Annotated in this window: 22 protein-coding genes; 11 read left to right on the forward strand and 11 right to left on the reverse strand. The window is 71.6% G+C overall.

Features of this window, described 5'->3' with window-relative positions; all coding sequences use genetic code 11:
- The first annotated feature begins 186 nt into the window (after positions 1 to 186).
- The 5 genes from CRYAR_RS27235 (at position 187) to CRYAR_RS27255 (ending at position 5,038) form a co-directional block, all read left to right on the forward strand.
- Positions 187 to 1,146, forward strand: a complete 960-nt coding sequence (locus CRYAR_RS27235) for an ABC transporter substrate-binding protein (protein ID WP_035856230.1) — start codon at positions 187 to 189, stop codon at positions 1,144 to 1,146.
- Positions 1,136 to 1,969 carry an ABC transporter permease gene (locus tag CRYAR_RS27240; protein WP_035856231.1) on the forward strand — a complete coding sequence of 278 codons (834 nt, stop codon included), beginning with the start codon at positions 1,136 to 1,138 and terminating at the stop codon, positions 1,967 to 1,969. Before CRYAR_RS27235 ends, CRYAR_RS27240 begins: the two co-directional genes overlap by 11 nt.
- Positions 1,966 to 2,730: an ABC transporter permease gene (locus CRYAR_RS27245; RefSeq protein WP_051571011.1), complete on the forward strand. Its 765-nt coding sequence runs from the start codon at positions 1,966 to 1,968 to the stop codon at positions 2,728 to 2,730. The genes CRYAR_RS27240 and CRYAR_RS27245 overlap by 4 nt, the downstream gene beginning before the upstream one ends.
- A 2-nt stretch (positions 2,731 to 2,732) precedes the next feature.
- A complete protein-coding gene (locus CRYAR_RS27250; protein ID WP_035866672.1) occupies positions 2,733 to 3,500 on the forward strand; it encodes an ATP-binding cassette domain-containing protein in 768 nt (255 codons plus the stop codon).
- 131 nt (positions 3,501 to 3,631) lie between these two features.
- On the forward strand, positions 3,632 to 5,038 hold the full coding sequence (locus tag CRYAR_RS27255; RefSeq protein WP_035856235.1) for an amidase: 1,407 nt from the start codon (positions 3,632 to 3,634) through the stop codon (positions 5,036 to 5,038).
- A gap of 72 nt (positions 5,039 to 5,110) precedes the next feature.
- On the opposite strand, the gene CRYAR_RS27260 is transcribed toward CRYAR_RS27255, so the two are convergent.
- Positions 5,111 to 6,169 (reverse strand): hypothetical protein, encoded by a 1,059-nt coding sequence (locus CRYAR_RS27260; RefSeq protein WP_035856237.1) that lies wholly within the window; start codon positions 6,167 to 6,169, stop codon positions 5,111 to 5,113.
- Positions 6,170 to 6,291: 122 nt separating this feature from the next.
- Positions 6,292 to 7,230 (reverse strand): transporter substrate-binding domain-containing protein, encoded by a 939-nt coding sequence (locus CRYAR_RS27265; RefSeq protein ID WP_051571012.1) that lies wholly within the window; start codon positions 7,228 to 7,230, stop codon positions 6,292 to 6,294.
- A 189-nt stretch (positions 7,231 to 7,419) separates the two neighbouring features.
- Here CRYAR_RS27265 and CRYAR_RS27270 point away from each other — a divergent pair, with 189 nt between their 5' ends.
- A complete protein-coding gene (locus CRYAR_RS27270; RefSeq protein WP_035856238.1) occupies positions 7,420 to 8,433 on the forward strand; it encodes a sporulation protein in 1,014 nt (337 codons plus the stop codon).
- An 87-nt stretch (positions 8,434 to 8,520) separates the two neighbouring features.
- On the opposite strand, the gene CRYAR_RS27275 is transcribed toward CRYAR_RS27270, so the two are convergent.
- From CRYAR_RS27275 to arc, 8 genes are all read right to left on the reverse strand, one after another.
- On the reverse strand, positions 8,521 to 9,405 hold the full coding sequence (locus CRYAR_RS27275) for an SdiA-regulated/phytase-like domain-containing protein (protein ID WP_051571013.1): 885 nt from the start codon (positions 9,403 to 9,405) through the stop codon (positions 8,521 to 8,523).
- A gap of 95 nt (positions 9,406 to 9,500) precedes the next feature.
- Positions 9,501 to 10,511 carry a helix-turn-helix transcriptional regulator gene (locus tag CRYAR_RS27280; protein ID WP_051571014.1) on the reverse strand — a complete coding sequence of 337 codons (1,011 nt, stop codon included), beginning with the start codon at positions 10,509 to 10,511 and terminating at the stop codon, positions 9,501 to 9,503.
- 119 nt (positions 10,512 to 10,630) lie between these two features.
- Entirely contained in the window at positions 10,631 to 11,398 is a 768-nt protein-coding gene (gene prcA / locus CRYAR_RS27285) for a proteasome subunit alpha (RefSeq protein ID WP_035856239.1), read from the reverse strand.
- A gap of 21 nt (positions 11,399 to 11,419) precedes the next feature.
- Positions 11,420 to 12,244 carry a proteasome subunit beta gene (gene prcB / locus CRYAR_RS27290; protein WP_211247661.1) on the reverse strand — a complete coding sequence of 275 codons (825 nt, stop codon included), beginning with the start codon at positions 12,242 to 12,244 and terminating at the stop codon, positions 11,420 to 11,422.
- A 105-nt stretch (positions 12,245 to 12,349) separates the two neighbouring features.
- On the reverse strand, positions 12,350 to 12,562 hold the full coding sequence (locus CRYAR_RS27295) for a ubiquitin-like protein Pup (protein WP_035856241.1): 213 nt from the start codon (positions 12,560 to 12,562) through the stop codon (positions 12,350 to 12,352).
- 81 nt (positions 12,563 to 12,643) lie between these two features.
- Positions 12,644 to 14,167 carry a depupylase/deamidase Dop gene (gene dop / locus CRYAR_RS27300; protein WP_035856242.1) on the reverse strand — a complete coding sequence of 508 codons (1,524 nt, stop codon included), beginning with the start codon at positions 14,165 to 14,167 and terminating at the stop codon, positions 12,644 to 12,646.
- A 70-nt stretch (positions 14,168 to 14,237) separates the two neighbouring features.
- On the reverse strand, positions 14,238 to 16,817 hold the full coding sequence (locus CRYAR_RS27305; protein ID WP_157018097.1) for a hypothetical protein: 2,580 nt from the start codon (positions 16,815 to 16,817) through the stop codon (positions 14,238 to 14,240).
- 137 nt (positions 16,818 to 16,954) lie between these two features.
- On the reverse strand, positions 16,955 to 18,742 hold the full coding sequence (gene arc / locus CRYAR_RS27310) for a proteasome ATPase (RefSeq protein ID WP_035856245.1): 1,788 nt from the start codon (positions 18,740 to 18,742) through the stop codon (positions 16,955 to 16,957).
- Positions 18,743 to 18,977: 235 nt separating this feature from the next.
- Between arc and CRYAR_RS27315 the strand changes: the two genes are divergently transcribed.
- Positions 18,978 to 19,259 (forward strand): ferredoxin, encoded by a 282-nt coding sequence (locus CRYAR_RS27315; protein WP_035856247.1) that lies wholly within the window; start codon positions 18,978 to 18,980, stop codon positions 19,257 to 19,259.
- Here CRYAR_RS27315 and CRYAR_RS27320 read toward each other — a convergent pair.
- Positions 19,256 to 20,176: a tRNA (adenine-N1)-methyltransferase gene (locus CRYAR_RS27320; protein WP_084701000.1), complete on the reverse strand. Its 921-nt coding sequence runs from the start codon at positions 20,174 to 20,176 to the stop codon at positions 19,256 to 19,258. The genes CRYAR_RS27315 and CRYAR_RS27320 overlap by 4 nt on opposite strands.
- A 133-nt stretch (positions 20,177 to 20,309) precedes the next feature.
- Here CRYAR_RS27320 and CRYAR_RS27325 point away from each other — a divergent pair, with 133 nt between their 5' ends.
- The 4 genes from CRYAR_RS27325 to CRYAR_RS27340 all read left to right on the forward strand — a co-directional run bounded on the left by CRYAR_RS27325 (position 20,310) and on the right by CRYAR_RS27340 (position 25,184).
- Complete coding sequence (locus CRYAR_RS27325) at positions 20,310 to 21,179, forward strand: RecB family exonuclease (protein WP_035856248.1); 870 nt, start codon at positions 20,310 to 20,312, stop codon at positions 21,177 to 21,179.
- A gap of 1,326 nt (positions 21,180 to 22,505) precedes the next feature.
- Positions 22,506 to 23,741, forward strand: coding sequence for a sensor histidine kinase (locus tag CRYAR_RS43725; protein WP_157018099.1), 1,236 nt, complete (start codon positions 22,506 to 22,508; stop codon positions 23,739 to 23,741).
- 16 nt (positions 23,742 to 23,757) lie between these two features.
- Positions 23,758 to 24,441, forward strand: coding sequence for a response regulator (locus tag CRYAR_RS27335; protein WP_035866734.1), 684 nt, complete (start codon positions 23,758 to 23,760; stop codon positions 24,439 to 24,441).
- 50 nt (positions 24,442 to 24,491) lie between these two features.
- Entirely contained in the window at positions 24,492 to 25,184 is a 693-nt protein-coding gene (locus CRYAR_RS27340; RefSeq protein WP_035856249.1) for a Clp protease N-terminal domain-containing protein, read from the forward strand.
- Positions 25,185 to 25,205 lie beyond the last annotated feature (21 nt).

Here is a 25,205-nt window from a genome sequence, read left to right on the forward strand (position 1 = left end):
ACTTCGCGCCGCTTGTCGCGCGTCGACGACCGTTTGGCGCAGGTAGCACCGATACGCGGTGGCGAATGTCAACAATGAGGCCGACAAATTAGTTCGGTTGACGTGACTCAGCTCACGTCAATAGCCTTGATCCGTTCAACTGTTCACACTGCGCGCTCTCTTGCTCACACCCCCCTTGGAGCTTCCATGCGCCGTGCATTGGCGAGCATCGTCGCCGCCACCGTGGCCTTCGCCGTCGTCGGCTGCGGCGGGTCCGGCTCCGACGTCAAGACCGAGGGCGGCAACGCCCAGCTGACCGTCGGAGTCATCCCGATCGTCGACGTCGCCCCCATCTACCTGGGCAAGCAGAAGGGCTTCTTCGCCGAGCGCAAGATCGACCTGACGCTCAAGACCGCCGCCGGCGGCGCCGCGATCGTGCCGAGCGTCATGTCGGGCGAGTTCCAGGTCGGCTTCTCGAACTTCACCTCGTTACTCCTGGCCCGGGAGAAGGGCCTGCCGCTCAAGGTCATCGCGAACGGCGTCTCGAGCACCGGCGAGCAGGGCAAGGACTTCGGCGCGATCGTCGTGCCCAAGGGCAGCCCGGCGAAGAGCGCGAAGGACCTGGTCGGCAAGCGCGTCGCGGTCAACACGCTGAAGAACATCTGCGACAGCACGGTGAAGGAGTCCGTCCGCAAGGCCGGTGGCGACACGACCGGCCTCGACCTGGTCGAACTGCCGTTCCCCGACATGCCGGCGGCCGTCGCGGCCAACCGCGTGGACGGCGCGTGCATCGTCGAGCCGCAGCTCTCCCAGGTGGTCGCGGCCGGCGGCCGGGTGCTGACCTCGATGTACGTCGACGCGGCGCCGAACCTGAGCGTCGCCGGGTACTTCGTCAACGAGAAGCTGCTGAAGTCCGACCGCGACCTGGTCGACCGGTTCACCGAGGCGCTCAAGGAGTCGAACGCGTACGCCGACGCGCACCCCGACGAGGTGCGCCAGATCCTGTCGTCGTACACGAAGATCACCGCCGACCTGGCCCCGAAGCTGACGCTGCCGAAGTGGCCGGCCGAGATCAACAAGGACTCGGTGGCCACGCTCGGCCGGCTCGCGACCGGCGACAAGGTGCTCACCAAGGCGCCGGACCTGAACGCCCTCTATGCGGACTGAGTTCCCGCCCGCTCCGGTGGTCGCGCCCGTCGCGGCCGCCGGGGCACCCCGACGCACCACCGGCCCGCTCCGGGGCGCGGCCGGGGTGCTGATCGCTCTCGCGGTCTGGGAACTCGTTCCCCGCATCGGGCTCGTCCGCGAGGCCGATCTCCCGCCGGTCTCGAGCGTCCTGCGGGTGCTGGCCCGCGAGGCCGGGACCGGCGCGTACTGGACGGCGATCGGCCAGACGGTCTACGCCTGGCTGCTCGGGCTGGCGCTCGCGGCCGTCGCCGCGATCACGCTCGGGTTCGCACTCGCGCTGGTGCCGCGGGTCCGCGCGTTCACGACGTCGACGGTGGAGTTCCTCCGGCCGATCCCGTCGGTCGCGCTGATCCCGCTCGCCGTGCTGGTCTACGGCACCGGGCTCGGATCGTCCCTGCTGCTCGTCGTGTACGCGGCGTTCTGGCAGATCTACGTGCAGGTCCTCGCCGGGGTCGCCGACATCGACCCGGTCGCGGACGAGACCGCCCGCTCGTTCCGGTTCAGCCGGTGGGGGCGGATCCGTCACGTCGTCTGGCCGTCCGCGCTGCCCTACGTGCTCACCGGGGTCCGGCTGGGTGCGGCGGTGGCACTGATCCTCGCGGTCACCGCGGAGCTGGTCATCGGCGCGCCCGGACTCGGGCTGGCGATCGCGGTCGCGCGGTCGGGCACCGAGCCGGCGCTGGTGTACGCGCTGGTGCTCACCACCGGCGTGCTCGGGGTGCTGGTCAACGTCGGCGTGCGGGCCGGTGAGCGGAGGTTGCTGCGATGGCACGCGTCAGTGCGGCGGGAGGTGCCGGTATGAGGATCCTGCGCTGGTTCCTGCTCCCGCTGGTCCTGATCGGCGTCTGGTGGGCCGCCTCCGCCGGCGGGACGAACTTCTACCTGCCGACGCCGGACGCGGTGCTGCGCGCGGTCGGTCCGACCTGGACCCCGGCGACCCTGCGCGCGGACGTGCTGCCCAGCGTCGCCCGGCTGCTGGCCGGGTTCGCGCTGGCCGGGGTCGTCGGCGTCGCCGCCGGGGTCGCGATCGGGCTCTCCCCCGCGCTCCGCGCCTACACCGAGCCGGTGCTGGAGTTCCTCCGGGCGGTCCCGCCGCCGGTCCTCGTCCCCGTCGTCATGCTGTTCGCGGGCATCGACAACACGATGAAGGTGACGGTCATCGTGTTCGGCTGCGTCTGGCCGGTGCTGCTCAACACGATCGAGGGCGTCCGCGCGGTCGACCCGGTGCTCGACGAGGTGTGTCGGGCCTACCGGATCTCGGGCTGGACCCGGCTGCGGACGCTCGTGCTGCGCGGCGCGAGCCCGCAGATCATGACCGGTCTGCGCCAGGCCCTGGCGATCGCGATCATCCTGATGGTGATCAGCGAGATGTTCGCCGCGTCCAGCGGGCTCGGCTTCACGATCGTGCAGTTCCAGCGCGGCTACGCGATCCCGGAGATGTGGACCGGCATCGTCCTGCTCGGCCTGCTGGGCGTCGTGCTCGCGGGGCTGTTCGGCCTGGGCGAGCGCGTCGTGCTGCGGTGGTACTTCGGTCTTCGCCGCTCGGGAAAGGGCACGTCGTGAGCCTGCTGGAGATCTCCGGGCTGCGGAAGTCGTACGGGCCGGTCGAGGCGATCCGGGACGTGTCGGTGTCGCTGCGCGACGGCGAGCTGGTGTGCCTGGTCGGCCCGTCGGGCTGCGGCAAAACGACGCTGCTCAAGTGCGCGGCCGGGCTGCTGAGCCCGAGCGGCGGGTCGGTGACGCTCGGGGGCCGGCCGGTCACCGCTCCCCCGCCGGACCTCGCCGTCGTGTTCCAGGAGTACGGGCGCAGCCTGTTCCCCTGGCTCACCGTGCGGCGCAACGTCGAGCTGCCGCTGAAAGAGAAGAAGGTCGCCCGCGACGAGCGGGCCCGGCTGGTCGACGAGGCGCTGACCGCGGTCGGGCTGGCCGAGCGCGGCGACGCCTACCCGTGGGAGCTCTCCGGCGGCATGCAGCAGCGGGTCGCGATCGCGCGTGCCGTCGCCTACCAGCCGTCGGTGCTGCTGATGGACGAGCCGTTCGCGGCCGTGGACGCCCAGACCCGGGCCGAGCTCGAGGACCTGATCCGGTCGATCTGGCGGACGTTCGGCGTGACGATCCTGTTCGTCACCCACGACATCGACGAGGCCGTCTACCTCGGGGAACGGGTCGTCGTGCTCTCCGGCTCGCCGACCGTCGTCCAGGAGACGCTCACCGTCGACCTGCCCGCCGAGCGCGACCAGCTGACCACCCGCTCCGACCCCCGCTTCACCGAACTGCGCACCCACGTGTACGCGGAGATCCAATCGGCCAAGAAGCCCGCCGCGTCGGCCTGACCCAGGCCGCGCTCTTCGGCGAGCATTGCGGGCCGCGGCTTCGTCGGTTGGCAGGTTCTGCCGGAGGGTGGGGCGGCTTGGCGGCAGAGTGATCCCGTGACACGGGACGCGACGGGGGCGAAGCTCGGGGCATGGACGAGCTCTGGGCCCTGGACGCGACCGAACTGGCTGACCGGCTGCGCCGGCGGGACGTCTCCGCCCGGGAGGTCGTGGCCGCGCACCTCGCGCGGATCGAGCAGGTGAACCCGACGATCAACGCGATCGTCACGCTCGACGCCGAGGGAGCGCTGGACGCCGCCGCGGCCGCCGACGAGGCGCTGGCCGGTGGCGCCGAACCGGGCCCGCTGCACGGGCTGCCGATCGCGTTCAAGGACACCCACGACACCGCCGGGATGCGCACCACCTACGGCTCCCCGCTCTTCGCCGACCACGTCCCGGCCGCGAACACGCTCATCGTCCAGCGCATCGCGGACGCCGGCGCGATCCGCGTCGGCAAGACGAACGTGCCGGAGTTCGCCGCCGGCTCGCACACGTTCAACACGCTGTTCGGCGTCACCCGCAACCCGTACGACCCGACCCGCTCGGCCGGCGGGAGCAGCGGCGGCGCGGCGGCCGCCCTCGCCGCGCGGCTCCTGCCGATCGCCGACGGCAGCGACATGGGTGGCTCGCTGCGCAACCCGGCGTCGTTCTGCAACGTCGTCGGGTTCCGGCCCACCCCCGGCCGGGTTCCGACGGTCCCCACCGACGACCCGTGGGACACGCTCGGCACGTCGGGGCCGATGGCCCGCACGGTCGCCGACGTCGCGCTCCTGCTGTCGGTGGTCGCCGGCCCCGACCCCCGCTCCCCGATCGCGCTCGACGACCCCGGCGCGACGTTCCGCGCACCGCTCGCCGCCGACCTGGGCGGGGTCCGCGTCGCCTGGAGCCCCGACCTCGGCGGGCTGCCGCTCGACCCGGACGTGCGCGCGGTCCTGTCCGGCGCGCCCGGCGTCTTCACCGCGCTCGGCGCGCACGTCGACGCGGCCACCCCGGACCTCACCGAGGCCGAACTCGTGTTCCGGACGCTGCGCGCGAACGCGTTCGAGGTCGCGTACGGCGCGACCTTCGACGAGCAGCCGGAGCAGTTCAAGCCCGCGCTGGCCTGGAACATCTCCCAGGGCCGCACGCTCAGCCGCGGCGACGTCGGCCGGGCCCGCACCGCCTGGGGCCGCCTCTACACCGCCGCCGCCGCGTTCTGGGACACCTACGACGTCCTGATCGCGCCGGTGAGCCAGGTCCCGCCGTTCCCGGCCGACTGGGAGTACCCCCGCACCGTCGGCGAGGCCGAGCAGCACTCCTACCTCGACTGGATGCGCTCGGCCTATCACGTCACCGTGCTCGGCGCCCCGGCGATCTCGGTCCCGGCCGGGTTCACCCCGACCGGCCTCCCGGTCGGTCTCCAGATCGTCACCCGCCCCCGCTCCGACCTGTTCACCCTCCGGGTGGCGGCCGCGTTCGAGGCCGCGACGAACCACGGCCGCCACCGCCCCACGCTCTGAACCGCCGGCGCCGACGGGTCGGGCGCCCCGGCGCGCCAGGGCGGGCTGTCGCGTCCGGGGCGGGCTGGCGCGTCAGGACGCGCCGGCGCTGCGGGGTGAGGTGCGGATCCGGCAGGTGGCGTCGACGAGCGGCGCCGGTCGGACGCGCCGGCCCCAGGCCTCCAGCAGCGAGTCCTCGATGTGCAGGTCGTGCACACGCAGCCGGTAGACCGGCACGTCGGGGGTCGCCGGACACAGCACCCTGGTCGCGACGGCGTCGTTGTGCACGTACCGCACGCCGCCGCTCTCCGACAGGATCGCGGTCAGCTCGTCGTCGGAGGCCACCACGTACCCGCGGATGCTCGTCGACTCCCCGTCCGGGCCGGTCAGCGTGGTGACGGTCAGCGGCAGCACCGGCATCGTCATCGAGGTGGCCGCGGCGGCGACCGAGAACGCCAGCACCGCGACCGGCCCGACGACGGCCAGCGGCAGCGCGAACCACCGCGGCACCCGCCCGCCGACGCCGAGCGCGAGCGCCGGTGGCACCGCGAACATCGCGAGCGCCAGGTGGGCCCGCTGGGCGTGGGCGTCGACGAGCGTCGGCCAGATGACGGCGGCGTACGCGGCGAGCACCACCCCGAGCACCGCGAGGCGGTGACGTGGCCGGGCCGCGCGCCACTCCCGGGTGGCTTGCGCGACGAGCACGAACGCGGGGATCAGCAGCGGCAGGTACAGGATCTGCCAAGTGGCCAGCGCCAGCCCGAACACCGCGGCCAGCAGCCACGGTGGTGTGCGGCTCGTCCAGCGCGCGAGCCACCGCTGCTCGAAGCCCGGGGCGCGGCTCAGCACGCCGCCGAGCGCGAACGCGAGCACCAGGACGCCGGTGACCAGGCGCATGCTGACCAGGAACGTCGTCGCGAACAGGTTCACCGGGTTGACGTTCTGCACCAGCAGCAGCGTCGTCTGGAACTGGCCACCGGCCTCGATCCAGAGCCGCAGCAGCGAGAGCGCCGCCGGAAAAGCCACCGCGAGGCTCCAGAACGACTGCGACCCGGAACGCGCAGGCGGCTCGACCGCCTCGGCACCCCGCCGCGCCGCGCCGGGCCCGACGGCGGTCGCGGCGGGCACGGCGGCGGGCACGGCGGCGGGCACGGCAGGCGCGGCGGGTTCGGCTTGTGCCGTTGGCACGGCGGGCGCGGCCGGACGGGCCGGCCTGGGCGGGCGCGTGAGCCGGCTGCGGGCCGCGGGGAGGCTCGACGAGCGGCGGTGCCGCGTCATTCGGCCGGGTACTTGGCGTCGCTGTCGATGAGGTCCGGCGGGTCGTCGGGTTTCGGCTGGGTGAGCGGGCCGAGCCCGGACAGGTACCGGCGGTAGGCCTGGTCCCACGCCGTCACCTCACCCTTGCGGTCGGCCCGGTAGCTCTTGTCCAGGTAGTAGTCGACGAGTTCCCGCAGCGCGGTGTTCGACTTCTGCACCCCGACGCCGATCCGCTCGACCGCCGTGCCACCGCCCTCGATCTGCAGTTCGACGTCGATGATCGAGTACTGGGTGCGGTGCTCCTCGTACAGGCCGAGCAGCACCGACCGGTCCGTGCTGATGGCGTCGTACTCGCCGTTCCGCATTTTCTGGAAGCAGAGCATGTCGCTGCCTTCGGAGCGGAACGGGATCCCGCGTTGCGTCAACAGCCGCTCCGACGTGGTTCCGGCACTGGTGCACATGCGGTACTTCGGGTTCTCGAGGTCCTGCACCGTGCGGATCCGTCCGGCCAGCTCGGTACGCACCATCACGGCCTGGTCGACGACCAGGTACGGCCCGGCGAGCAGCACCTCGTTCTTGCGCGCGTCGGTGATCGACAGGCTCGCGAACACCAGGTCGACCCGGTCCTGCTGGAGCGCCTCGATCCGATCGGCGACGTTGACCAGCGGCACCCACCGGACCTTGCCCTCGTAGCCGAGGTTGGCCGCGACGTACTTCGCGACATCGACGTCGAAGCCGGCGTGATTGCCCTTCCCGTCCAGGAACCCGAGCAGCGGCTGCCAGTCGTACACCCCGATCCGCAGCTGGTTCGGCCGGTTGTCGTCGAGCAGGCCCGCCTGGTCGAGCTTCTTCTGCACGGTCGCGCGGTCGGGCTCCCCGGTCCGGCCGTGGCAGGCGGCCACCGCGGCGACCACCACGAGCAGCAGCAGGCAGAGAACCCTGAGCGTGGTGCGCACCTGGCATCGACCCCTTCCTCACCCTTGGTGAGTCGATTAGCACACACAGTGACAGCGACATCACGGAGATTTTGTCCCGCCACACGCCGACTGTCGGGGAACCGACTGCTCACAGCGCGCGTTGACCGGGCACAAGGGAGGAATCCACCCGGCTTCCCCCATTGCTGACTTCGTGTCCGAGGAGATGTTGTGGTCTTCAGGAAGTTGATGCACGCCTTCGGCGCCGGCGGACCGTCCGTCGACACCGTGCTGGAGCGCAGCGACTGCCGGCCCGGCGAGCTCTTGCGGGGTGAGGTGCGGCTGCGCGGTGGCGACCGCACCGTCACCATCGAGCGCATCGAGCTGGGCCTCGTCACCCGCGTCGAGTTCGAGGGTGGCGACCACGAGCAGGCCGGCGGCGTCGAGTTCGCGCGGCTACCGCTCAACAGCCGGTTCGAGCTGCGTGAGAACACCGACCAGACGATTCCGTTCCAGTTCCCGGTGCCGTGGGAGGCGCCGGTCACCGCGGTGTTCGGCCAGCCGCTGCGCGGCATGGCGGTGGGGCTCAAGACCGAGGTGGCGGTCGCGAAGGCGATCGACGCCGGCGACCTCGACGCCGTACGCATCCACCCGCTGCCGGCCCAGGAGCTGTTCCTGGACGCGGTCGCCCGGCTCGGGTTCTCGTTCCGCAGCGCGGACGTGGAGTACGGCCAGCTGCGCGGCGTGCCCCAGCAGCTGCCGTTCTACCAGGAGATCGAGTTCTTCCCGGCCCCGCAGTACTCCGGGCGCCTGAACGAGCTCGAGGTCACGTTCGTGGCCGACCCGCACGCGGTCGACGTCGTCCTCGAGGTCGACAAGCGCGGCGGACTGTTCAGCGGCGGCGCCGACACGTTCCACCACCTGCGTATCGACTACGCGACGGCCGAGGCCACCGACTGGGCCGGCTACCTCGACGGGTGGCTCCAGCAGCTGCTCGCGAACGCCGGCGGCTTCGGCGGCCACGGAGCGGCCGCGTTCGGCGGGCACGGGGGCCACGGCGGGTACGGGGGGCACGGGGGTTACGGCAGCCACGGCCACCACGGGCACCGCCGTCACCGCAGCGGCCCGGGCATGGGCGCGATCGCCGGGGGCGCCGCCGCCGGGTTTGTCGGCGGCATGGTCGCCGGCGAGGTCTTCGAGGAGGTCTTCGACGACGACGGCGGCGACGACGAGGGCTTCTTCTGACCGCCCGCGCCGGCCGGCCCGGGGCCGGCCGGCGCACCGTTCACGCCGCCGGCCCGCGCACCGCGGTCGGCGGCCGGCGGACGTCGCTCAGCCGCGGATCGGCACCGCGGCGATCGGGGCGGGGATTCGCTCCGTCGCGGTGAGCAGCGTGCGGGCGTCCGCGGTGTAGGCGATCGCCTCGCCCTGGCGGCTCTCCGGCAGGTTGATGTGGCGCGGAACCTGCGTCGTCACCACCCGCGCGAGATCGCCGCGCGGCGCGTACCACTCGAACGCCCGGTCGTAGGTGCGCAGCACGGCCCGGGTGCCGTCCTTCGACACCGCTCCCCCGGTGATCAGACGGCTCCGGGCCCGGCAGTCCGGGCACGCCCGGCGCAGGTCGACCCGGCCGGCCAGGCGCAGCGAGCCGGTCGGCTTCAGGGGGCCGTCGGCGACGTAGAGACCGGCCGGTTCGCTGCTCTTCGTCGCGATCAGCACCTGGCCGCCGCGGGCCAGGAGCAGCGCCTCGGCGTCGTGGGCTCCGTCGGGGTAGCGCAGGTCGAACCGGGTCACCGCGGTCGACGCCGTGCCCATCCGCCAGCGGAACAGGGAGACCACGGTGCGGTACGTGGTGTTACCGCCGATGTCGGCGATCCACAGGTTGTTCTGGTGGTCCAGAGCGATGTCCTCGGTGTCGAACCGCTTGCCGGTGCGCGGCGTCGCGTTCGGGTCGTGGGCCGCGGGAGCCCGCAGCACCGCACGACGGATCGGGCGGCACCCGGCGTCGAGCCGCCAGACCACCGGGCCGGTGTCGTTGACGACCATGAAGCCGCCGGGCCGCTCGACCAGTCCGCTGATCTGACCGAGCCGCCGGTCGGCCACGACGCACCGGGTGACCGGGCGTCCCAGCTCACGCAGCGTGGCCCGGCCGTTCGCGCGGGCCGGGTGGCCCGCCGCCGTGATCGTGAGCCCGCCCGCGACGACCGCGCCGGTCAAGACTGTGCTCAGCGCCCTCAGGGTTCGCCGCCTCGTACGCACCGCAACCCCCGTCCGCCCGTAATGTCCGTTTCATCCGGGCGGTACGCACCGTACTAGATCCGCTGCGAGCGCGCGGGCGCGCCTTCCGGATACAGCGAACCGAGCGCCGCCACCGTGTCGGCGATCATCGCGCGCAGCTCCGGCGGGCCGAGCACCTCGACGTCCGCGCCGACCGCGAGGAAATCGCCGTGGGCCTTGCGGACGTGCTCGACCGGGATCCGGGTGCGGATCCAGCCGTCGGCGTCGGCCGGCTCGGCGTTCTCGTGCGCGGCCTGCACCATCGCCGGGCCGCCGAGCAGGTGTTGCAGCCGGTCGAGCCCCTGGGGGGAGATCCGCACCCGGGCCTCACCGCGGATCAGGCTCCGCTCGAAACGGCGGGTCCACTCATCCCAGTACTCGGCGAGCACGAAGCCCGGCGGGCGTTCGAACTGCTCCGGCTCCAGGTCGACGCCGAGCAGGTGCGAGACCTTGTACGCACGCACCTCGCCGTCCTCGGACCGGCGGGCCACGAAATACCAGACCCCGGCCTTGAGGACGACGCCGAGCGGGTCCCAGAGACGCTCGACCTCGCGAGGGGCCCGCCAGCGCCGGTACCGGGCGCGGATGCGGCGCTGGTTCCAGACCGCGTCGGCGACCGCAGCAAGGTGCGGAACCGGCTCGGCCTCGCGGAACCAGCCCGGTGCGTCCAGGTGGAACCGTTCACGCATGCGCCCGGCCCGGGTGCGCAACTCGGCCGGGAGCGCCGCGAGCAACTTGAGCTCGGTGGCGGCCAGCTCGGTGCCGAGGCCGAGCGCGGCGGCCGGGCCGGGCATGCCGACGAGGAAGAGCGACTCGGCCTGGTCGATCGTCAGGCCGGTCAGCTTCGTGCGGTACCCGTCGACCAGCTGGTAGCCGCCGGCCGGGCCTCGGTCGGCGTAGAGGGGTACCCCGGCCGCGGAGAGCGCCTCCACGTCCCGGTACACCGTGCGCACCGACACCTCGAGCTCGTCCGCGAGCTCCTGCGCCGTCATCCGCCCCCGGGTCTGCACCAGGAGCAGCAGGGACAGCAGTCGGTCAGCGCGCACACCCCAGTGTCGCGCGGGATCCTGCCACCCCGTGACAGGTTCTCGGTCCGACGACGGGTTCTCGGGCCTTCAGCGGTCCCGGTAGGCCCGGGAAACGCTGACGGCCCGAGACCCTGTGGTCAGGAGTCCTGCGACTCGTCCGACTCGGAGGTCTCGGTGGATTCCTCCGAGGACTCCTCGGTGGAATCCTCGGTGACGAGTAGGCCCTCCAGGGCCGCACCCACCAGACGACGGAACGCCCGGCCGGGGCGGGCACGGTCGAGGACCGCCACCTCGAGCTGCGCCGCGGACAACGTGCGCGGGTTGCCGTTCTCCCCGCCGATCGACGCGAGCGCATCGACCGCGACCTTCAGCGCCCCGCGCAGGTCGGCCTCCCGCGACTGCTTCTCGCGCAGCTGCGACGCGATCGCCTCGGACTGGCCGCCCATCGCGATGAAGCCGGGCTCGTCGGTGACCGAGCCGTCGTAGGTGAGCCGGTAGAGCTCGTCCGCGGCCGCCGACGCCCCGACCTGCGCGACGCAGACCTCGACCTCGAACGGCTTGGACTGCTCACCGAAGATCGCGCCCAGCTGCTGCGCGAACGCGTTCACCAGCCCGCGCGCGGTGACGTCACGCCGGTCGTAGGAGTAGCCACGCAGGTCGGCGTAGCGCACGCCGACCTGGCGCAGGGCCTCGAACTCGTTGTACTTGCCGACCGCCGCGTAACCGATGCGGTCGTAGATCTCGCTGACCTTGTGCAGCGCCTTCGACGGGTTCTCGGCGACGAACAGCACGCCGCCGGCGTAGCTGAGCACGACGACGCTGCGGCCGCGGGCGATGCCCTTGCGCGCGAACTCCGAGCGGTCGCGCATGAGCTGCTCGGGAGAGGCATAGAACTGCATTGCCATGTTTGCTGGATGCCCCTTCGCTTAGACGCCGGGATTGGCGGTACGGTCGGCGATCACCTCGGCGACGACCGCGCCCACCTCGTCGTCGGTCAGCCGGCGAACACCCTCGGCGTCGACGACCGCGAGGATCGGGTACAGCTTGCGGATCAGGTCGGGACCACCGGTCGCCGAGTCGTCGTCGGCGGCGTCGTAGAGCGACTCGACCAGGATGCGTACCGCACCGGCCTCGTCGAGCGACGGCTTCCAGAGCTTCTTCAGCGACGACTTGGCGAACACCGAGCCGGAGCCCACCGAGGAGTAGCCCTGCTCCTCCCAGCAGCCGCCGGTGACGTCGAATCCGAAGATGCGGCCGGCCTTCGCCGGTTCCACGGCGTCGAGGTCGAACCCGGCGAAGAGCGGGATCACGGCCAGGCCCTGCAGCGCGGCGCCCAGGTTGCCGCGGATCATCGCCGAGAGCCGGTTGGCCTTGCCGTCGAGCGTGAGCGGCGTGCCCTCGATCTTCTCGTAGTGCTCGAGCTCGACCTGGTAGAGCCGGATCATCTCGATCGCGATACCCGCGGTACCGGCGATGCCGGCCACCGAGTACGAGTCGGTCGGGAAGACCTTCTCGATGTCACGCTGGGCGATCATGTTGCCCTGGGTGGCGCGGCGGTCGCCGCCCATCACCACGCCACCGGAGTAGGTGGCGGCCACGATCGTCGTCCCGTGGGGCGCGATGGCCCCGTGGTCACCCGGCGGCAACGGACGCCGTCCGGGGAGCAGCTCGGGGGCCGCCTGGCCGAGGAAATCGGTGAACGACGATCCCCCCGGGGCGGTGAACAAGTTCGAGAAACGGCCCGTTGCCACCTGGATCCTCTCTCGTACGTCCGCGTGAATCTCTTCGCAACCCTACCGTCAGGTGCACGAAGGCCGCCCGGCAGCCATCGCTGCCGGGCGGCCTCCGTGAGGGGGCTACTCGCCGCCCTTCTGCACGTATCCGCGGACGAACTCCTCCGCGTTCTCCTCGAGTACCGAGTCGATCTCGTCGAGCATGTCGTCGACGTCGGCGGTGATCTCCTCGACCCGCTCGGCTACCTCAGGATTCGCCTCGACGGCCTCGACCTCGTCGACGTCCTGCCGGGCCCGACTGCTCTGCGACTGACCGCCGCTGTCCCTGGTGCTCATGGCGTCTCCCCTCGGTTCGCATCTCGACGGTACCTCCCCGGAAGGCCGATTGGCCCCGAGTTAACGCCCCGACTGTTTCACTTAACGACCAGGGCCGGTGAGCGCGTCCAACAGCTCAGTGGCGCTGTCGCACCGATCGAGCAGGTTACCGACGTGGCTGAGCGTGCCCCGCTCGGGCTCGAGCATCGGCACCCGCACCAGCGACTCCCGCCCGACGTCGAAGATCAGCGAGTCCCAGCTCGCCGCCACGACCGCGGAACCGTACTTCTCCAGGCACCGACCGCGGAAGTACGCGCGGGTGTCGGTGGGCGGCTTGAGCATCGCCCGGGTGACCTCGTCGTCGTCGAGCAGCCGCTTCATCGCGCCCCGGGCCACCAGGCGGTGGTACAGGCCCTTCTCCGGGCGCACGTCGTGGTACTGCAGGTCGACCAGTTGCAGGCGGGGCGAGTCCCAGCCGAGCCCGTCGCGGTCGCGGTAGCCCTCCAGCAGGCGCAGCTTGGCGACCCAGTCGAGCTCGGTGGCGCAGAGCATCGGATCCTGGCGCAGGCGCTGCAGCAGCGACTCCCACCGGTCGAGGACGTCGGCGGTGTCCGGGTCGACGTCGTCGCCGAGACGGTCGGTGACGTAGTTGCGCGCCCGCTCGCAGTAGATCTCCTGGATGTCCAGCGCGGTCATCTTGCGGCCGTCGCGCAGGCTGACCTTGTGCTGCAGCGCCGCGTCGTGCGAGACCGCACGCAGGTCGCTGACCGGCTCGGCGAGCGCGAGATCGCTGGGCAGCGCCTTGTCCTCGATCATCGAGAGCACCAGGGCCGTGGTGCCGACCTTGAGGTAGGTCGCGATCTCCGACATGTTCGCGTCGCCGATGATGACGTGCAGGCGGCGGTACTTCTCGGCGTCGGCGTGCGGCTCGTCGCGGGTGTTGATGATCGGCCGCTTGAGCGTCGTCTCCAGGCCGACCTCGACCTCGAAGAAGTCGGAGCGCTGGCTGATCTGGAAGCCGCTGCCCGAGCCGTCCTGGCCGATGCCCACCCGACCGGCGCCGCAGATGACCTGGCGGGTGACGAAGAACGGCGTCAGGTGCGTGACGATCTCGCTGAACGGCGTCCGCCGGCGCATGAGGTAGTTCTCGTGGGCGCCGTACGAGGCGCCCTTGTTGTCGGTGTTGTTCTTGTACAGGTTGATCGGGGGCGCGCCCGGCACGGTCGCGGCCCGCCGCGACGCCTCGGCCATCACCCGCTCGCCGGCCTTGTCGAACAACACGATGTCCCGCGGGTTGGTGACCTCGGGCGTCGAGTACTCCGGGTGGGCGTGGTCGACGTAGAGCCGGGCGCCGTTGGTGAGGATGACGTTGGCCAGCCCCAGGTCCTCGTCGGCCAGCGCCTCGGCCGGGTCGTAGAGCGCGCCGCCGTAGTTGAACCCACGGGCGTCGCGCAGCGGCGATTCCTCTTCGTAGTCCCATCTCGCCCGGCCCTGGCGCGACGGGTCGTTGCGGGCCCCGTACGCGTTCACGATCTGGGACGAGGTGACCATCGGGTTGGCGCCGGGCTGGCCCGGGACCGAGATGCCGTACTCCACCTCGGTGCCCATGATTCGTCGCGCGCTCATGGGTGAAGCCTACGTACCTCGGCGGCTCGCCGCCCGGTTCGCCCGTCGCCTGATGCACCACATCGGGTGATCACGCCGGCGCACCGGGTCGCGCGGGCGCCTCGAGGCCGGACCGCGGATCGTCGGGGGTGAGGTCGTCGGCGGGCAGCCGGGGCGCGTTCAGGTCGGACTCGGCCGCCCCGGGGAAGGGACCGGCCGGGCCGGCGGTCACCCCGGCGGCGACCGGCACCGGGCTCTCGATCGCCCGGTCCTCGGCCGGGTCGGGCGAGCTCTCCTCCGGCACCTCGGGCCGCAACCGCCGCGACAGCGACACCAGCAGGCCGACCGTCGTCAGCAGGAACAGCGGGTAGACGGTGCTGAACTGCCGCGCCCCGGACGGCACCCCGACCAGCAGGCCGAGCAGCACGCTGACGATGCCGCCGCCGAGCGCGAGCGCGGCCAGCGGATCACGCAGGGACCGCAGCGGCGCGGCGATGACCGCGATCATCAGGACGGCGCAGAGCAGCGCGTCCGCGGCGATGTACGTGCCGTCGATCGAGGTCATCTCGTGCAGCCGGTCGGCGATCGAGCCCGCGACCCCGCCGGTGCCCTCGGAGATGACCTCGCGCGCCCGGCCCAGGTAGCGGGCGTCGACGATCGCGCTGACCTGACCGAGCGACACGACACCCACCGCGGCCAGCCCGGCGACACCGGCGAACGGCGTCCACCGGTTGCGGACCGACCGGGTGACGAGGCTGTGGCAGAGCCAGCCGACCCCGATCGCCCCGACCAGCGTGATCGACGTCGACCGGCTGGCCAGTGCGAGCACCAGCAGCACGCCGAACGTCGCCACGGCTCTCTTGGTGCGCCGTTCGTCCAGCGGGAGCGTGAACAGCATCCCGATGCCCAGCGCGATCGCCAGCATGTCGCCGGTGCCGGCCAGGCCTGCGCTCGCGATCCGGTCGGTGAGCAGGAACCCGACCGCGGTCAGCGTGCCCGCCGCCGGTCCCCAGCGGCGGGTCGCGAAGAGCGTCAGCATCACGATGGCGACGAGCATCGCGATCACCGGCACCACGAGCAGGCCGGAGAAGCCGTAGAAGTGCACTAACGGCGCCGAGAGCAGCGGGTAGACCAGGTTCGGGTCGCCGGAGGTGGCGTGCTGGTAGATCCAGTAGTCGCCGTACTCCCAGCACGGGCCACCGCACCCGGAGCCGAAGAACGGCATGTTGTGCAGGTCGTCGTAGGTCTGCGCGGTGGCGTCGGCCGGTGAGTAGCCGAGGATGCGGTAGGTCCAGGCCAGGTGGTAGATGCTGCTCGGGCCGTAGTGCCAGGTGCGGTCCTGCAGCTCCCAGAACGTCACCACGGTGAGCGCGCTGATCACCAGCCAGGCGTGCACCGGGAGCTCGCCGATCCAGCGCAGCCCGTTCACCGTCGGCTTCCAGCGTCGAGCGGGCTTTTTCTCCGGTGGTGTCGTCACCCGGTAAGCCGGTGGCCGGGGCACGGCCTCGGTGGAGCGGGACGGACGCTGTCGCAGCGGGCCCCACAGGTCGGCCAGCAGCGCGACCGCGGCCAGCACCAGCAGCGGGACGATCGGCGCGTGGTAGCGGAACGCGGCCGGCCAGAACTCGACGATGTTGATCGCGCTGACCGACAGGAACGCGCCCGCGGCCATCGCCGACAGCTCGCTGCGCGACCGCCAGACGACCGCGACCGTCACCAGCACCAGCAGCGCCATCAGCGGCAGGTCGTAGCGGACGCGCAGCAGGTCGGACGTGATGACGTTCCAGGTGACCTCGGGGATCGCGGCGAGCCCGGAGGACTGGAAGTACTGCGTGGACAGGTCGTTGAACTGCCCGATGAGCGAGAGTTCCTCGCCGCCGAAGATCATCGGGGTGATCAGCATCTGCGCCAGCAGGATGCCGAATCCGACCAGATTGCCCCAGAACGCGAACGGGAACCAGACGTTGAAGAACCTGCGGTCGCGAAGGAACACCAGCAGCCACGCGAACCCGACCGCGACCGGCAACGCGATCGCGAACTGCCGGTTGAGCATGCCGAGGCCGACGAGCGCCACGTAGGCGATCAAATGCTTCCGGCCGACGCGCCGAGCCAGCGGGAGCAGCAGGAGCGGCACCGCGAGGAGCGCGAACGCGGGGCCCTCGGTGTGCGCGACGACGCTCCACCGGGAGACGTAGACCGGCAGCAGCAGCACCGCACCGGCCACCAGCGCCCAGCGCTGACCCCAGAGACGCGAGGCGAGCAGGACGGTGGCCACGACGGCCAGGGCGTACCCGACGATCGGCACCACGAGCATGCCCATCGGCCCCATCAGCGCGACGAACGGCGCGGACAGGAAGGGGAGCAGCACGCGTGGCCCGACGACGGCCGCGTACTGCCCGGTGAAGAACTTCTCGTGGTAGTCGTCGGGCCAGCAGGACCAGCAGTCCTTCAGGCCGGTGTTGTCCCACAGGTAGTTGTAGGAGAGCTGTGCGGCCTCGGCCTGCGGGTGGCCCAGGTACCAGTACGTCCAGGCCAGGTAGATCCGGGAATCGGGACCGTACTGCGGGTTCGTGATGAGCGCGAGCCCCACCGCGAGGACGTAGAGCAACCCGAGGAGTAGCCAGCCACGCACGGGGAGTGCGTCGGTGAGCCGACGAGCGACCGTCCTCATCGAGGCCGCACCGAACAACGTGCGGTCCGTGTAGCGCCGGTGTTCGTCATCGCAGAGGTCGGATCCCGTGGTTCGTCGTGGCGCGGCGCCGCCCGGAGACCACGTCGGTCCCCGGGCGGCGGCCCGTCATAGCCGGGTCAGAGATACTGTCCCGTATTGCTCGCGGTCTCGATCGACCGCCCCGCTTCGCTGCCCTTACCCCCGGACACCAGGGTACGGATGTACACGATCCGCTCACCCTTCTTGCCGGAGATGCGAGCCCAGTCGTCGGGGTTCGTCGTGTTCGGGAGGTCTTCGTTCTCCCGGAACTCGTCGACGCAGGCGTCCAGCAGATGCTGCATCCGGACACCCTTCTGGCTCAGCGTCAAGAAGTCCTTGATCGCCATCTTCTTCGCCCGGTCGACGATGTTCTGGATCATCGCGCCCGAGTTGAAGTCCTTGAAGTACAGGACTTCCTTGTCGCCGTTGGCGTACGTCACCTCGAGGAAGCGGTTCTCCTCGGTCTCGGTGTACATCCGCTCGACAACACCTTGGATCATCGCGTCAAGCGTCGCCTGCCGCGAGCCGCCGTTGGCGGTGATGTCCTCGTCGTGGATCGGCACTCCGCCGGTGATGTACTTGCTGAAGATGTCCTTCGCCGCTTCGGCGTCCGGACGCTCGATCTTGATCTTCACGTCGAGCCGGCCCGGGCGCAGGATCGCCGGGTCGATCATGTCCTCCCGGTTGGACGCGCCGATCACGATGACGTTCTCCAGGCCTTCGACGCCGTCGATCTCCGACAGCAGCTGGGGAACGATCGTGTTCTCCACGTCCGACGAGACACCGGAACCACGGGTACGGAAGATCGAGTCCATCTCGTCGAAGAACACGATCACCGGGGTTCCGCCGGACGCCTTCTCGCGCGCCCGCTGGAAGATCAGCCGGATGTGCCGCTCGGTCTCGCCGACGTACTTGTTGAGCAGCTCCGGACCCTTGATGTTGAGGAAGAACGACTTGCCGGCGTCCGAGCCGGTGTCGCCGCGCACCTCGGCCACCTTCTTGGCCAGGGAGTTCGCCACCGCCTTGGCGATGAGCGTCTTGCCGCACCCGGGCGGGCCGTAGAGCAGGACGCCCTTCGGCGGCCGCAGCTCGTGCTCGCGGAACAGGTCGGCGTGCAGGAACGGGAGCTCGACGGCGTCCCGGATCTGCTCGATCTGCGAGGAGAGGCCACCGATCGACGAGTAGTCGATGTCGGGCACCTCCTCCAGCACGAGCTCTTCGACCTCGGACTTCGGGATGCGCTCGTAGGCGTAGGCCGACCGGGGCTCCAGCAGCAGGGCGTCGCCGGCCCGCAGCTGCACGTCGTCGAGGGTGTGGGCCAGGTACACGACCCGTTCCTCGTCGGCGCGGGAGAGGACCAGCGCGCGGTCCTTCACTCCCGCCTCGTCGTAGAGGATCTCCTTGAGGGTGACGATTTCACCGGCCCGCTCGACACCGAGGGCCTGCACGACATTGAGGGCATCGTTGAGCATGACCTCCTGACCGCGGGCGAGGCTCTCCACCTCGACCGACGGGGAGACGGCGACACGCAGTTTGCGTCCGCCGGTGAACACGTCGACGGTTCCGTCGTCGTGTGCGACCAGGAAGACCCCGTAGCCGCTGGGCGGCTGGGCCAGCCGGTCGATCTCCTCCTTCAGCGCGACGATCTGGGTGCGCGCTTCTCTGAGAGTCGAGGCCAGTTTGTCGTTCTGTTCGGTCAGGCGAGAGATCGTTGCTTGCGCGGTGGCAAGACGATCCTCGAGGGTCCGGACGTGCCGGGGCCCTTCCGTGAGCTTGCGGCGCAGGAGCTGGACTTCCTCCTGGAGGAAGTCCACCTGGGCCGTGAGATCGCGGACCTCTGCCTCCCGGCGCGTGTTGCCGTGCGCGTCGTTCGGATCTGTGTTCACGAGCGGCCACCTCCCCCGGTGATCGGTGCATCAACAGTACCGACTCACCCACAGAGCCGTCGTGCAGACGATGCCCGCGTCACAGAAGGGAAACTTTGTCCTGTTCACTCACGCGCCTTGGTTACACGCCGGGTTGACACGCCGTGTTCACCGACAGTCAACGAGGGCCCGGCCGTGTGGTCGACACGCGGTTTCCGTGCCTAGGCTGGCGGAGTTTCTTCCCGGAGGAGGGGCTTTGTCGGAGAGTGCACTGCTGCGGGTCTGGGTCGACCAGGACCTGTGTACCGGCGACGGTCTCTGCGTCCAGTACGCGCCGGAGGTCTTCGAGTTCGACGTCGACGGTCTCGCCTACGTCAAGGGCGATGACGGTGAGTTGCGGACCGACAAGGGCTCGCAGGTGCCGGTCCCGGCCGGACTGCGGCTGGACGTGATCGATTCCGCGAAAGAATGTCCCGGCGACTGCATCCACGTGGTGCGGGCCGACGACGGCGTCGCGGTCGCCGGCCCGAACGCCTAGAGCTCGGTTTTCGACGGGTCGGGCTTGCCGGCCTTCTGGGCCGCGTAGGCCTCCGCGCCCTTGGACGGCTTGCGCTGACGCTTCGGGGCGACCACGCCGTCGGAGAGCTTCCGCGTGCTGATCAGGAACGCGGTGTGCGCCACCATCCGATGGTCGGGCCGCACCGCCAGGCCGTCGACGTGCCAGTCGCGGACCAGCGACTCCCAGGACCGCGGCTCGGTGAACGAACCGTGTTCACGCAGCGCTTCGACGGTCGCCGAGAGCTGCGTCGTGGTGGCCACGTAGGCGATCAGGACGCCGCCGGGCACCAGCATCGGCGCCACCGTCGGCAGCACGTCCCACGGCGAGAGCATGTCGAGGATCACCCGGTCGACCTCGAGGCCGCTCGCGTCGGCCACGTCGCCGACGGTCAGCGACCAGGCCGGGTGGGGCGCGCCGAAGAACCGCTCGACGTTGAGCCGGGCGATGTCGGCGAAGTCCTCGCGGCGCTCGTAGGAGTGCACCGCGCCGTGCTCGCCGACCGCGCGCAGCAGCGAGCAGGTGAGCGCACCGGATCCGGCGCCGGCCTCGAGCACCCGCGCGCCCGGGAAAACGTCGCCCATAGCGACGATCTGCGCCGCGTCCTTGGGGTAGATCACCTGCGCGCCGCGCGGCATCGACAGCACGAAATCGCTCAACAGCGGACGCAACGCCAGGTACTGCGTGCCCGAGCCGGCCGTGACGACGATGCCCTCGGGCCGGCCGATCAGGTCGTCGTGGGCGAGCGCCCCGCGGTGGGTGTGGAAGGAGCGGCCGGGCTCGAGGAGCACGGTGTGCAACCGGCCCTTCGGGTCGGTGAGCTGCACACGGTCACCGGCAGCGAACGGCCCGCGGCGGTTCGCCCCGACGGGTCGATGAATTCCAGTGGTGTCGCTCACACTTTCCGTCCGGGCGTGTTCGGGTAGCACATCGGTCACGACGGACCAGCCTAGTCAGGGGTCGGTCGCCGGTTGTCCACAGGACGCGGGTGAGTGCGGCGAAGTGTCGGAGGGCTGTCCTAACCTCACCGGCATGAGCATCACGGCGGATGGGCGCACCGAACTGACGATCATCGGCTCGTTGTCCCCGTCGCGCGCGTCGGACTTCAAGACCTGCCCGCTGCTCTACCGCTTCCGCAGCATCGACCGGCTGCCGGAGCGGCCGAGCGCGGCGGCCACCCGCGGTACGCTGGTCCACGCCGTGCTCGAGCGCCTCTTCGACCTGCCGGCCGGGGAGCGCTCCCCCGCGGCGGCCGAGGCGCTGCTCGAACCGGAGTGGGCCCGGCTGGCCGACGCCGAGCCGGAGCTCATCGGCCTGTTCGAGACGCCGGAGGCGCTGGCCGACTGGCTGGAGTCCGCGCGCGGGCTGCTGGCCGGCTACTTCACGCTCGAAGACCCCAACCGGCTCGCACCGGCCGAGCGGGAGCGCCTGGTCGAGGTGGTCACCGAGTCGGGGCTGCGCCTGCGTGGCTTCGTCGACCGCATCGACGTCGCCCCCACGGGCGAGATCCGCGTCGTCGACTACAAGACCGGCGCCGCCCCCCGCGAGTCGTTCGAGGGCAAGGCGATGTTCCAGCTGAAGTTCTACGCGCTGGTCATCTGGCGCACCCGGGGCGTCGTCCCCCGGCTGCTGCGCCTGCTCTACCTGGGCGACCGCGAGGTCCTCGACTACACCCCCGACCTCGACGAACTGCTCCGCTTCGAGCGCACCCTGCAGGCGATCTGGGCCGCGATCGACCGCGCCACGGCCGCACGCGACTTCCGGCCCAGCCCGGGGCCGCTCTGCGGGTGGTGCGATCACCAGGAGCTGTGCCCGGCCCACGGCGGCACCCTGCCGCCATTTCCGGAGCAGCTGCCTCCGCTCACCGAATCCCCGGCCACCGACCCGGCCTCGGAGGATTAGGGCGTCATGGTGGTGTAGGCGGCGCGGGCGGCGCAGGCGCCCAGCTGGCACGGGCAGCGCTGGTGTCACAGGGCGCACAGGCATCGCAGGCACCGCAGGCACTGCAGGCACCGCAGGTCGCACGGACAGCGCGGGTGGCGCCGGCGTTACGGGAGGCACGGACAGCGCAGGCGGACTGGGGCGCAGGCACCACGAACACCGCGGGCACCGCGGGTCACACGAACAGCGCTGGTGTCACAGGTGGCACAGACAACGCAGGCACCGCAAGCGGACCAGAGGGGCTCAGGTATCGCGAACACCACAGGCACAACGAACACCGCAAGCACCGCGAGTAGCACGGGCACCGCGAACACCGCAGGGGACCGCAGGGACCGCAGGGACCGCAGGCACCGCAGGCACCGCGAGTAGCACGGGCACGGTGGGCAGCACAGACACCGCAGGTCACACGGGCACCGCAGGTCACACCGGCACCGCAGGTCACACTGGCACCGCAAGCACCGCAGGCACCGCGGACACGGCGGACACGGCGGGCGGCGCAGGCACCGCAGTTCGCACGGACAACGCGGGTGGCGGTGGCGGCGCAGGCGTCACAAGTGGCGCAGGCATCACAGGCGGTCTGGGCGTCACACGTGGCACGGGCGGCGCAGAAGGAGCAGTTGGCACGGGCGGCACATGCAACGCGGCAGCACAGATCGCGCGGACAACGCTGGCGTGACAGGCGGTGCTAGGCGTCACAAGTGGCACGGGCATCACGGCACCACAGGCGTCCTGAGCACCACAGGCGTCCTGAGCGTCACAGGCGGCGCAGGCGGCACGGGCGGCCGTTCGGATCGGTGACAATGAACGCCGTGCGCTTTCCGCTGCCCCTGATCGACACGCGGCCCCGTCTCGGCGCGGGCCGGTGGTTCAGCGCGTGGCGATGGTTCAGCACCGGCCGGTCCCCCAGCGCGGAGCGGCCCCCGAGCGCGGAGCGGCCCCCGAGCGCGGAGCGGCCCCCCGAGCGCGGAGCGGCCCCCGAGCGCGGAGCGGCCCCCGAGCGCGGAGCGGCCCCCGAGCGCGCACCAGCCCCCTAGTGCGAGGCAGCCCTCCAGCGCGGAGCGGGCCCCCAGCGCAGGAAAGCCCTCCGGCCCAGGAAAACCCCCCAGCGCAGGGCAGCCCTCCGGCCCAGGAAAGCCCCCCGGCCCAGGAAAGCCCTCCGGTGCGGACCGGTCCCCCAGCGCGGCGCAGCCCTCCGGCACGGAGTGGTCCCCCGGCGCAGGGCACCCCTCCGGCACAGGAAGGCCCTCCGGCGCGAGGCGGTGGCTCGACGGGCGGCGGTGGCTCGAGGTGCGGCGGTGGGGCGGTGGGTTCGGGCGGGGGCCGTGGGAGGAGCGCGACCTCTCGGGGCCGCCGCCTTTCTGGCGGACGCTCGGCGTCGACTCGGCTCTGGCGCTCGCGATCCTCGCGCTGTTCGCGGTGGCGGCCGGTCCGATCGGGCCCGATCCGAGCACGGCCGGTCGCGGGACGGACTGGTTCGTCCTGCTGCCGGCCTTCGCGCTGCTTCCGGTCGCGCTGCGCCGGGTCGCCCCGCTGACGTCGGTCGGTCTGGTCTGTGTCTCGCTGCTCCTCACCGAGTGGCACGCCGACGGTGCGACCGCCACGACGGTCGCGGGGCTCGTCGTCACCTACACCCGCGCGGCGCTCGCCCCGGTGCGCCAGGCCGTCCTCGCCACCACGGCGCTGGGCGTCTGCGGCAGCACGGTGGGGCTGGTCGGGCCGGAACCGAACCCGGAGCGCTGGGCCGCGGTGACGTTCGGCGTCCTCGCGCTGCTGGCCTGCTTCTTCCTCGGCCGGACGGTGTTCACCCGGCGGGCGTACACCGCGGCGCTCGAGGAGCGGGCCCGGGTCGCCGAACTCAACCGCGAGGCCGCCGCCGGCCAGGCCGTCCTCGACGAGCGCCGCCGCATCGCCCGCGAGTTGCACGACATGGTCGCCCACCACGTCAGCGTCATGGGAGTGTTGGCCACCGGCGCCCGGCGGACGCTGCGCCGCGACCCCGACTCCGCCGACGAGGCGCTCAAGATGATCGAGGACACCGGCCGGGCCAGCCTGCGCGAGATGCGCCGCCTGGTCGACGTCCTGCGCACCGACGACGAGCGTGCCCCCGACGAGCCGCCGCCCGCGTCGGGGGTCGCGGGGCTCGAGCAGCTCGCCGAGCAGGTCCGCGAGGCCGGCCTCGACGTGGAGCTCACCGTCTCCGGCGCCGCACCCCAGCTCGATCCCGGCCTCGACCTGACCGTCTTCCGGGTGGTGCAGGAGGCTCTCACGAACACGCTCAAGCACGCCGCCGCGACCCACGCGGTGATCACGGTGGAGTTCGCGGTCGACGGCGTCCGCATCACGGTGACCGACGACGGGCACGGGCCGGCACCCGGCGACGATCACCTGGGCCACGGGCTGGTGGGCATGCGTGAGCGCGTCGCCCTCTACGGTGGCACGCTGCGGACCGGTGCTCGGTCCGGTGGTGGGTTCCGGGTCTACGCCCGGTTACCCCTGGACGGCGCCTTCCGGGCGTCAGGCTGACGACGAGAGGGTGACGGTGACCGAACCGGCGCGACCACGACCGATCCAGGTGCTCCTGGCCGACGACCAGCCGCTGCTGCGTACGGGCTTCCGGATGGTGCTCGGCGCCGAACCCGACCTCGACGTCGTCGGCGAGGCCGGCGACGGGGTGGAGGCGGTGGAACTCACCCGGCGGCTGCTGCCGTCGGTCGTGCTGATGGACGTGCGCATGCCCCGGCTCGACGGTGTGGCCGCGACCAGGGCCATCGTCGCCGCCGGGCTGCCCGCCCGGGTGCTGGTGCTGACGACGTTCGACCTGGACGAGTACGTGGTGGGCGCGCTGCGCGCCGGGGCCAGCGGCTTCCTGTCCAAGGACGTGCCGGCCGAGGACCTGATCGCCGCGATCCGCACGGTGGCGGCGGGCGAGGCGGTGGTGACCCCGCGCATCCTGCGGCGGTTGCTCGACCAGTTCGCCGACCGCCTGCCCGAGCCGGGCGTCGACCCGCGGAGCCCGCTGAGCGTGCTCACCGACCGCGAGCAGGAGGTGCTGACGCTGATGGCCCGGGGCCGGTCGAACGGGGAGATCGCCCGCGAGCTGTTCGTCAGCGAGACGACCGTGAAGACCCACGTCGGTCACGTCCTCACGAAGCTGGGCATCCGCGACCGCGTGCAGGCGGTGATCCTCGCGTACGAGACCGGCCTGATCCGACCCCGCGCCTGAGTCGTCAACCTGAGGTTGACGGAGCCCCTGCGTCAACCTAGGGTTGACGCATGACGACACCTCAGCTTCCGCCCGGCATCGGACTCGACGCGCTGATCGCCGGCATCAAGAAAGCCCAGACCGACCCGCTCGAGCAGCTCTCCACCGCGGTACTCACCGCCGAGGCCGTCGGCGAGGTCGCCGACCACCTGATCGGGCACTTCGTCGACCAGGCCCGCCGGGCCGGCGCGTCCTGGACCGAGATCGGCAAGAGCATGGGGGTCACCAAGCAGGCCGCCCAGAAGCGCTTCGTGCCCGGCGACCCCGACCAGAACTTCGGCCGGTTCACGACCCGCGCGCGTAGCGTCATCGTCCACGCGCAGGAGGAGACGCGGCAGGCCGGGAGCCCGCAGATCGCACCGGCGCACCTCGTGCTCGGGCTGCTCGCCGAGCCGGAGGCGATCGCAGCCAAGGCCATCGCCGCGTCCGGGGTCACGCCGGACGCGCTGCGCGCCGCCGCGGCCGCGACGCTGCCGCCGCCCGCCGAGAGCCTGCCGGCGCTGATCCCGTTCGACGCCGCCGCCAAAAAAGTCCTGGAGCTGACGTTCCGCGAGGCGCTGCGGCTCGGTCACAATTATGTCGGCACCGAGCACATCCTGCTGGCGCTGCTCGAACACGAGAACGGCGACGGCCTGCTCACCGGCCTCGGTGTCACGAAGGCGACGGTCGAGCCGGTGATCGCCGAAGCACTGGCGGCCAGTTAGTACCCCAGAAGGAGTACAGCT

Origin of the sequence: Cryptosporangium arvum DSM 44712, from assembly GCF_000585375.1 — a bacterium.
Lineage (GTDB): Bacteria > Actinomycetota > Actinomycetes > Mycobacteriales > Cryptosporangiaceae > Cryptosporangium > Cryptosporangium arvum.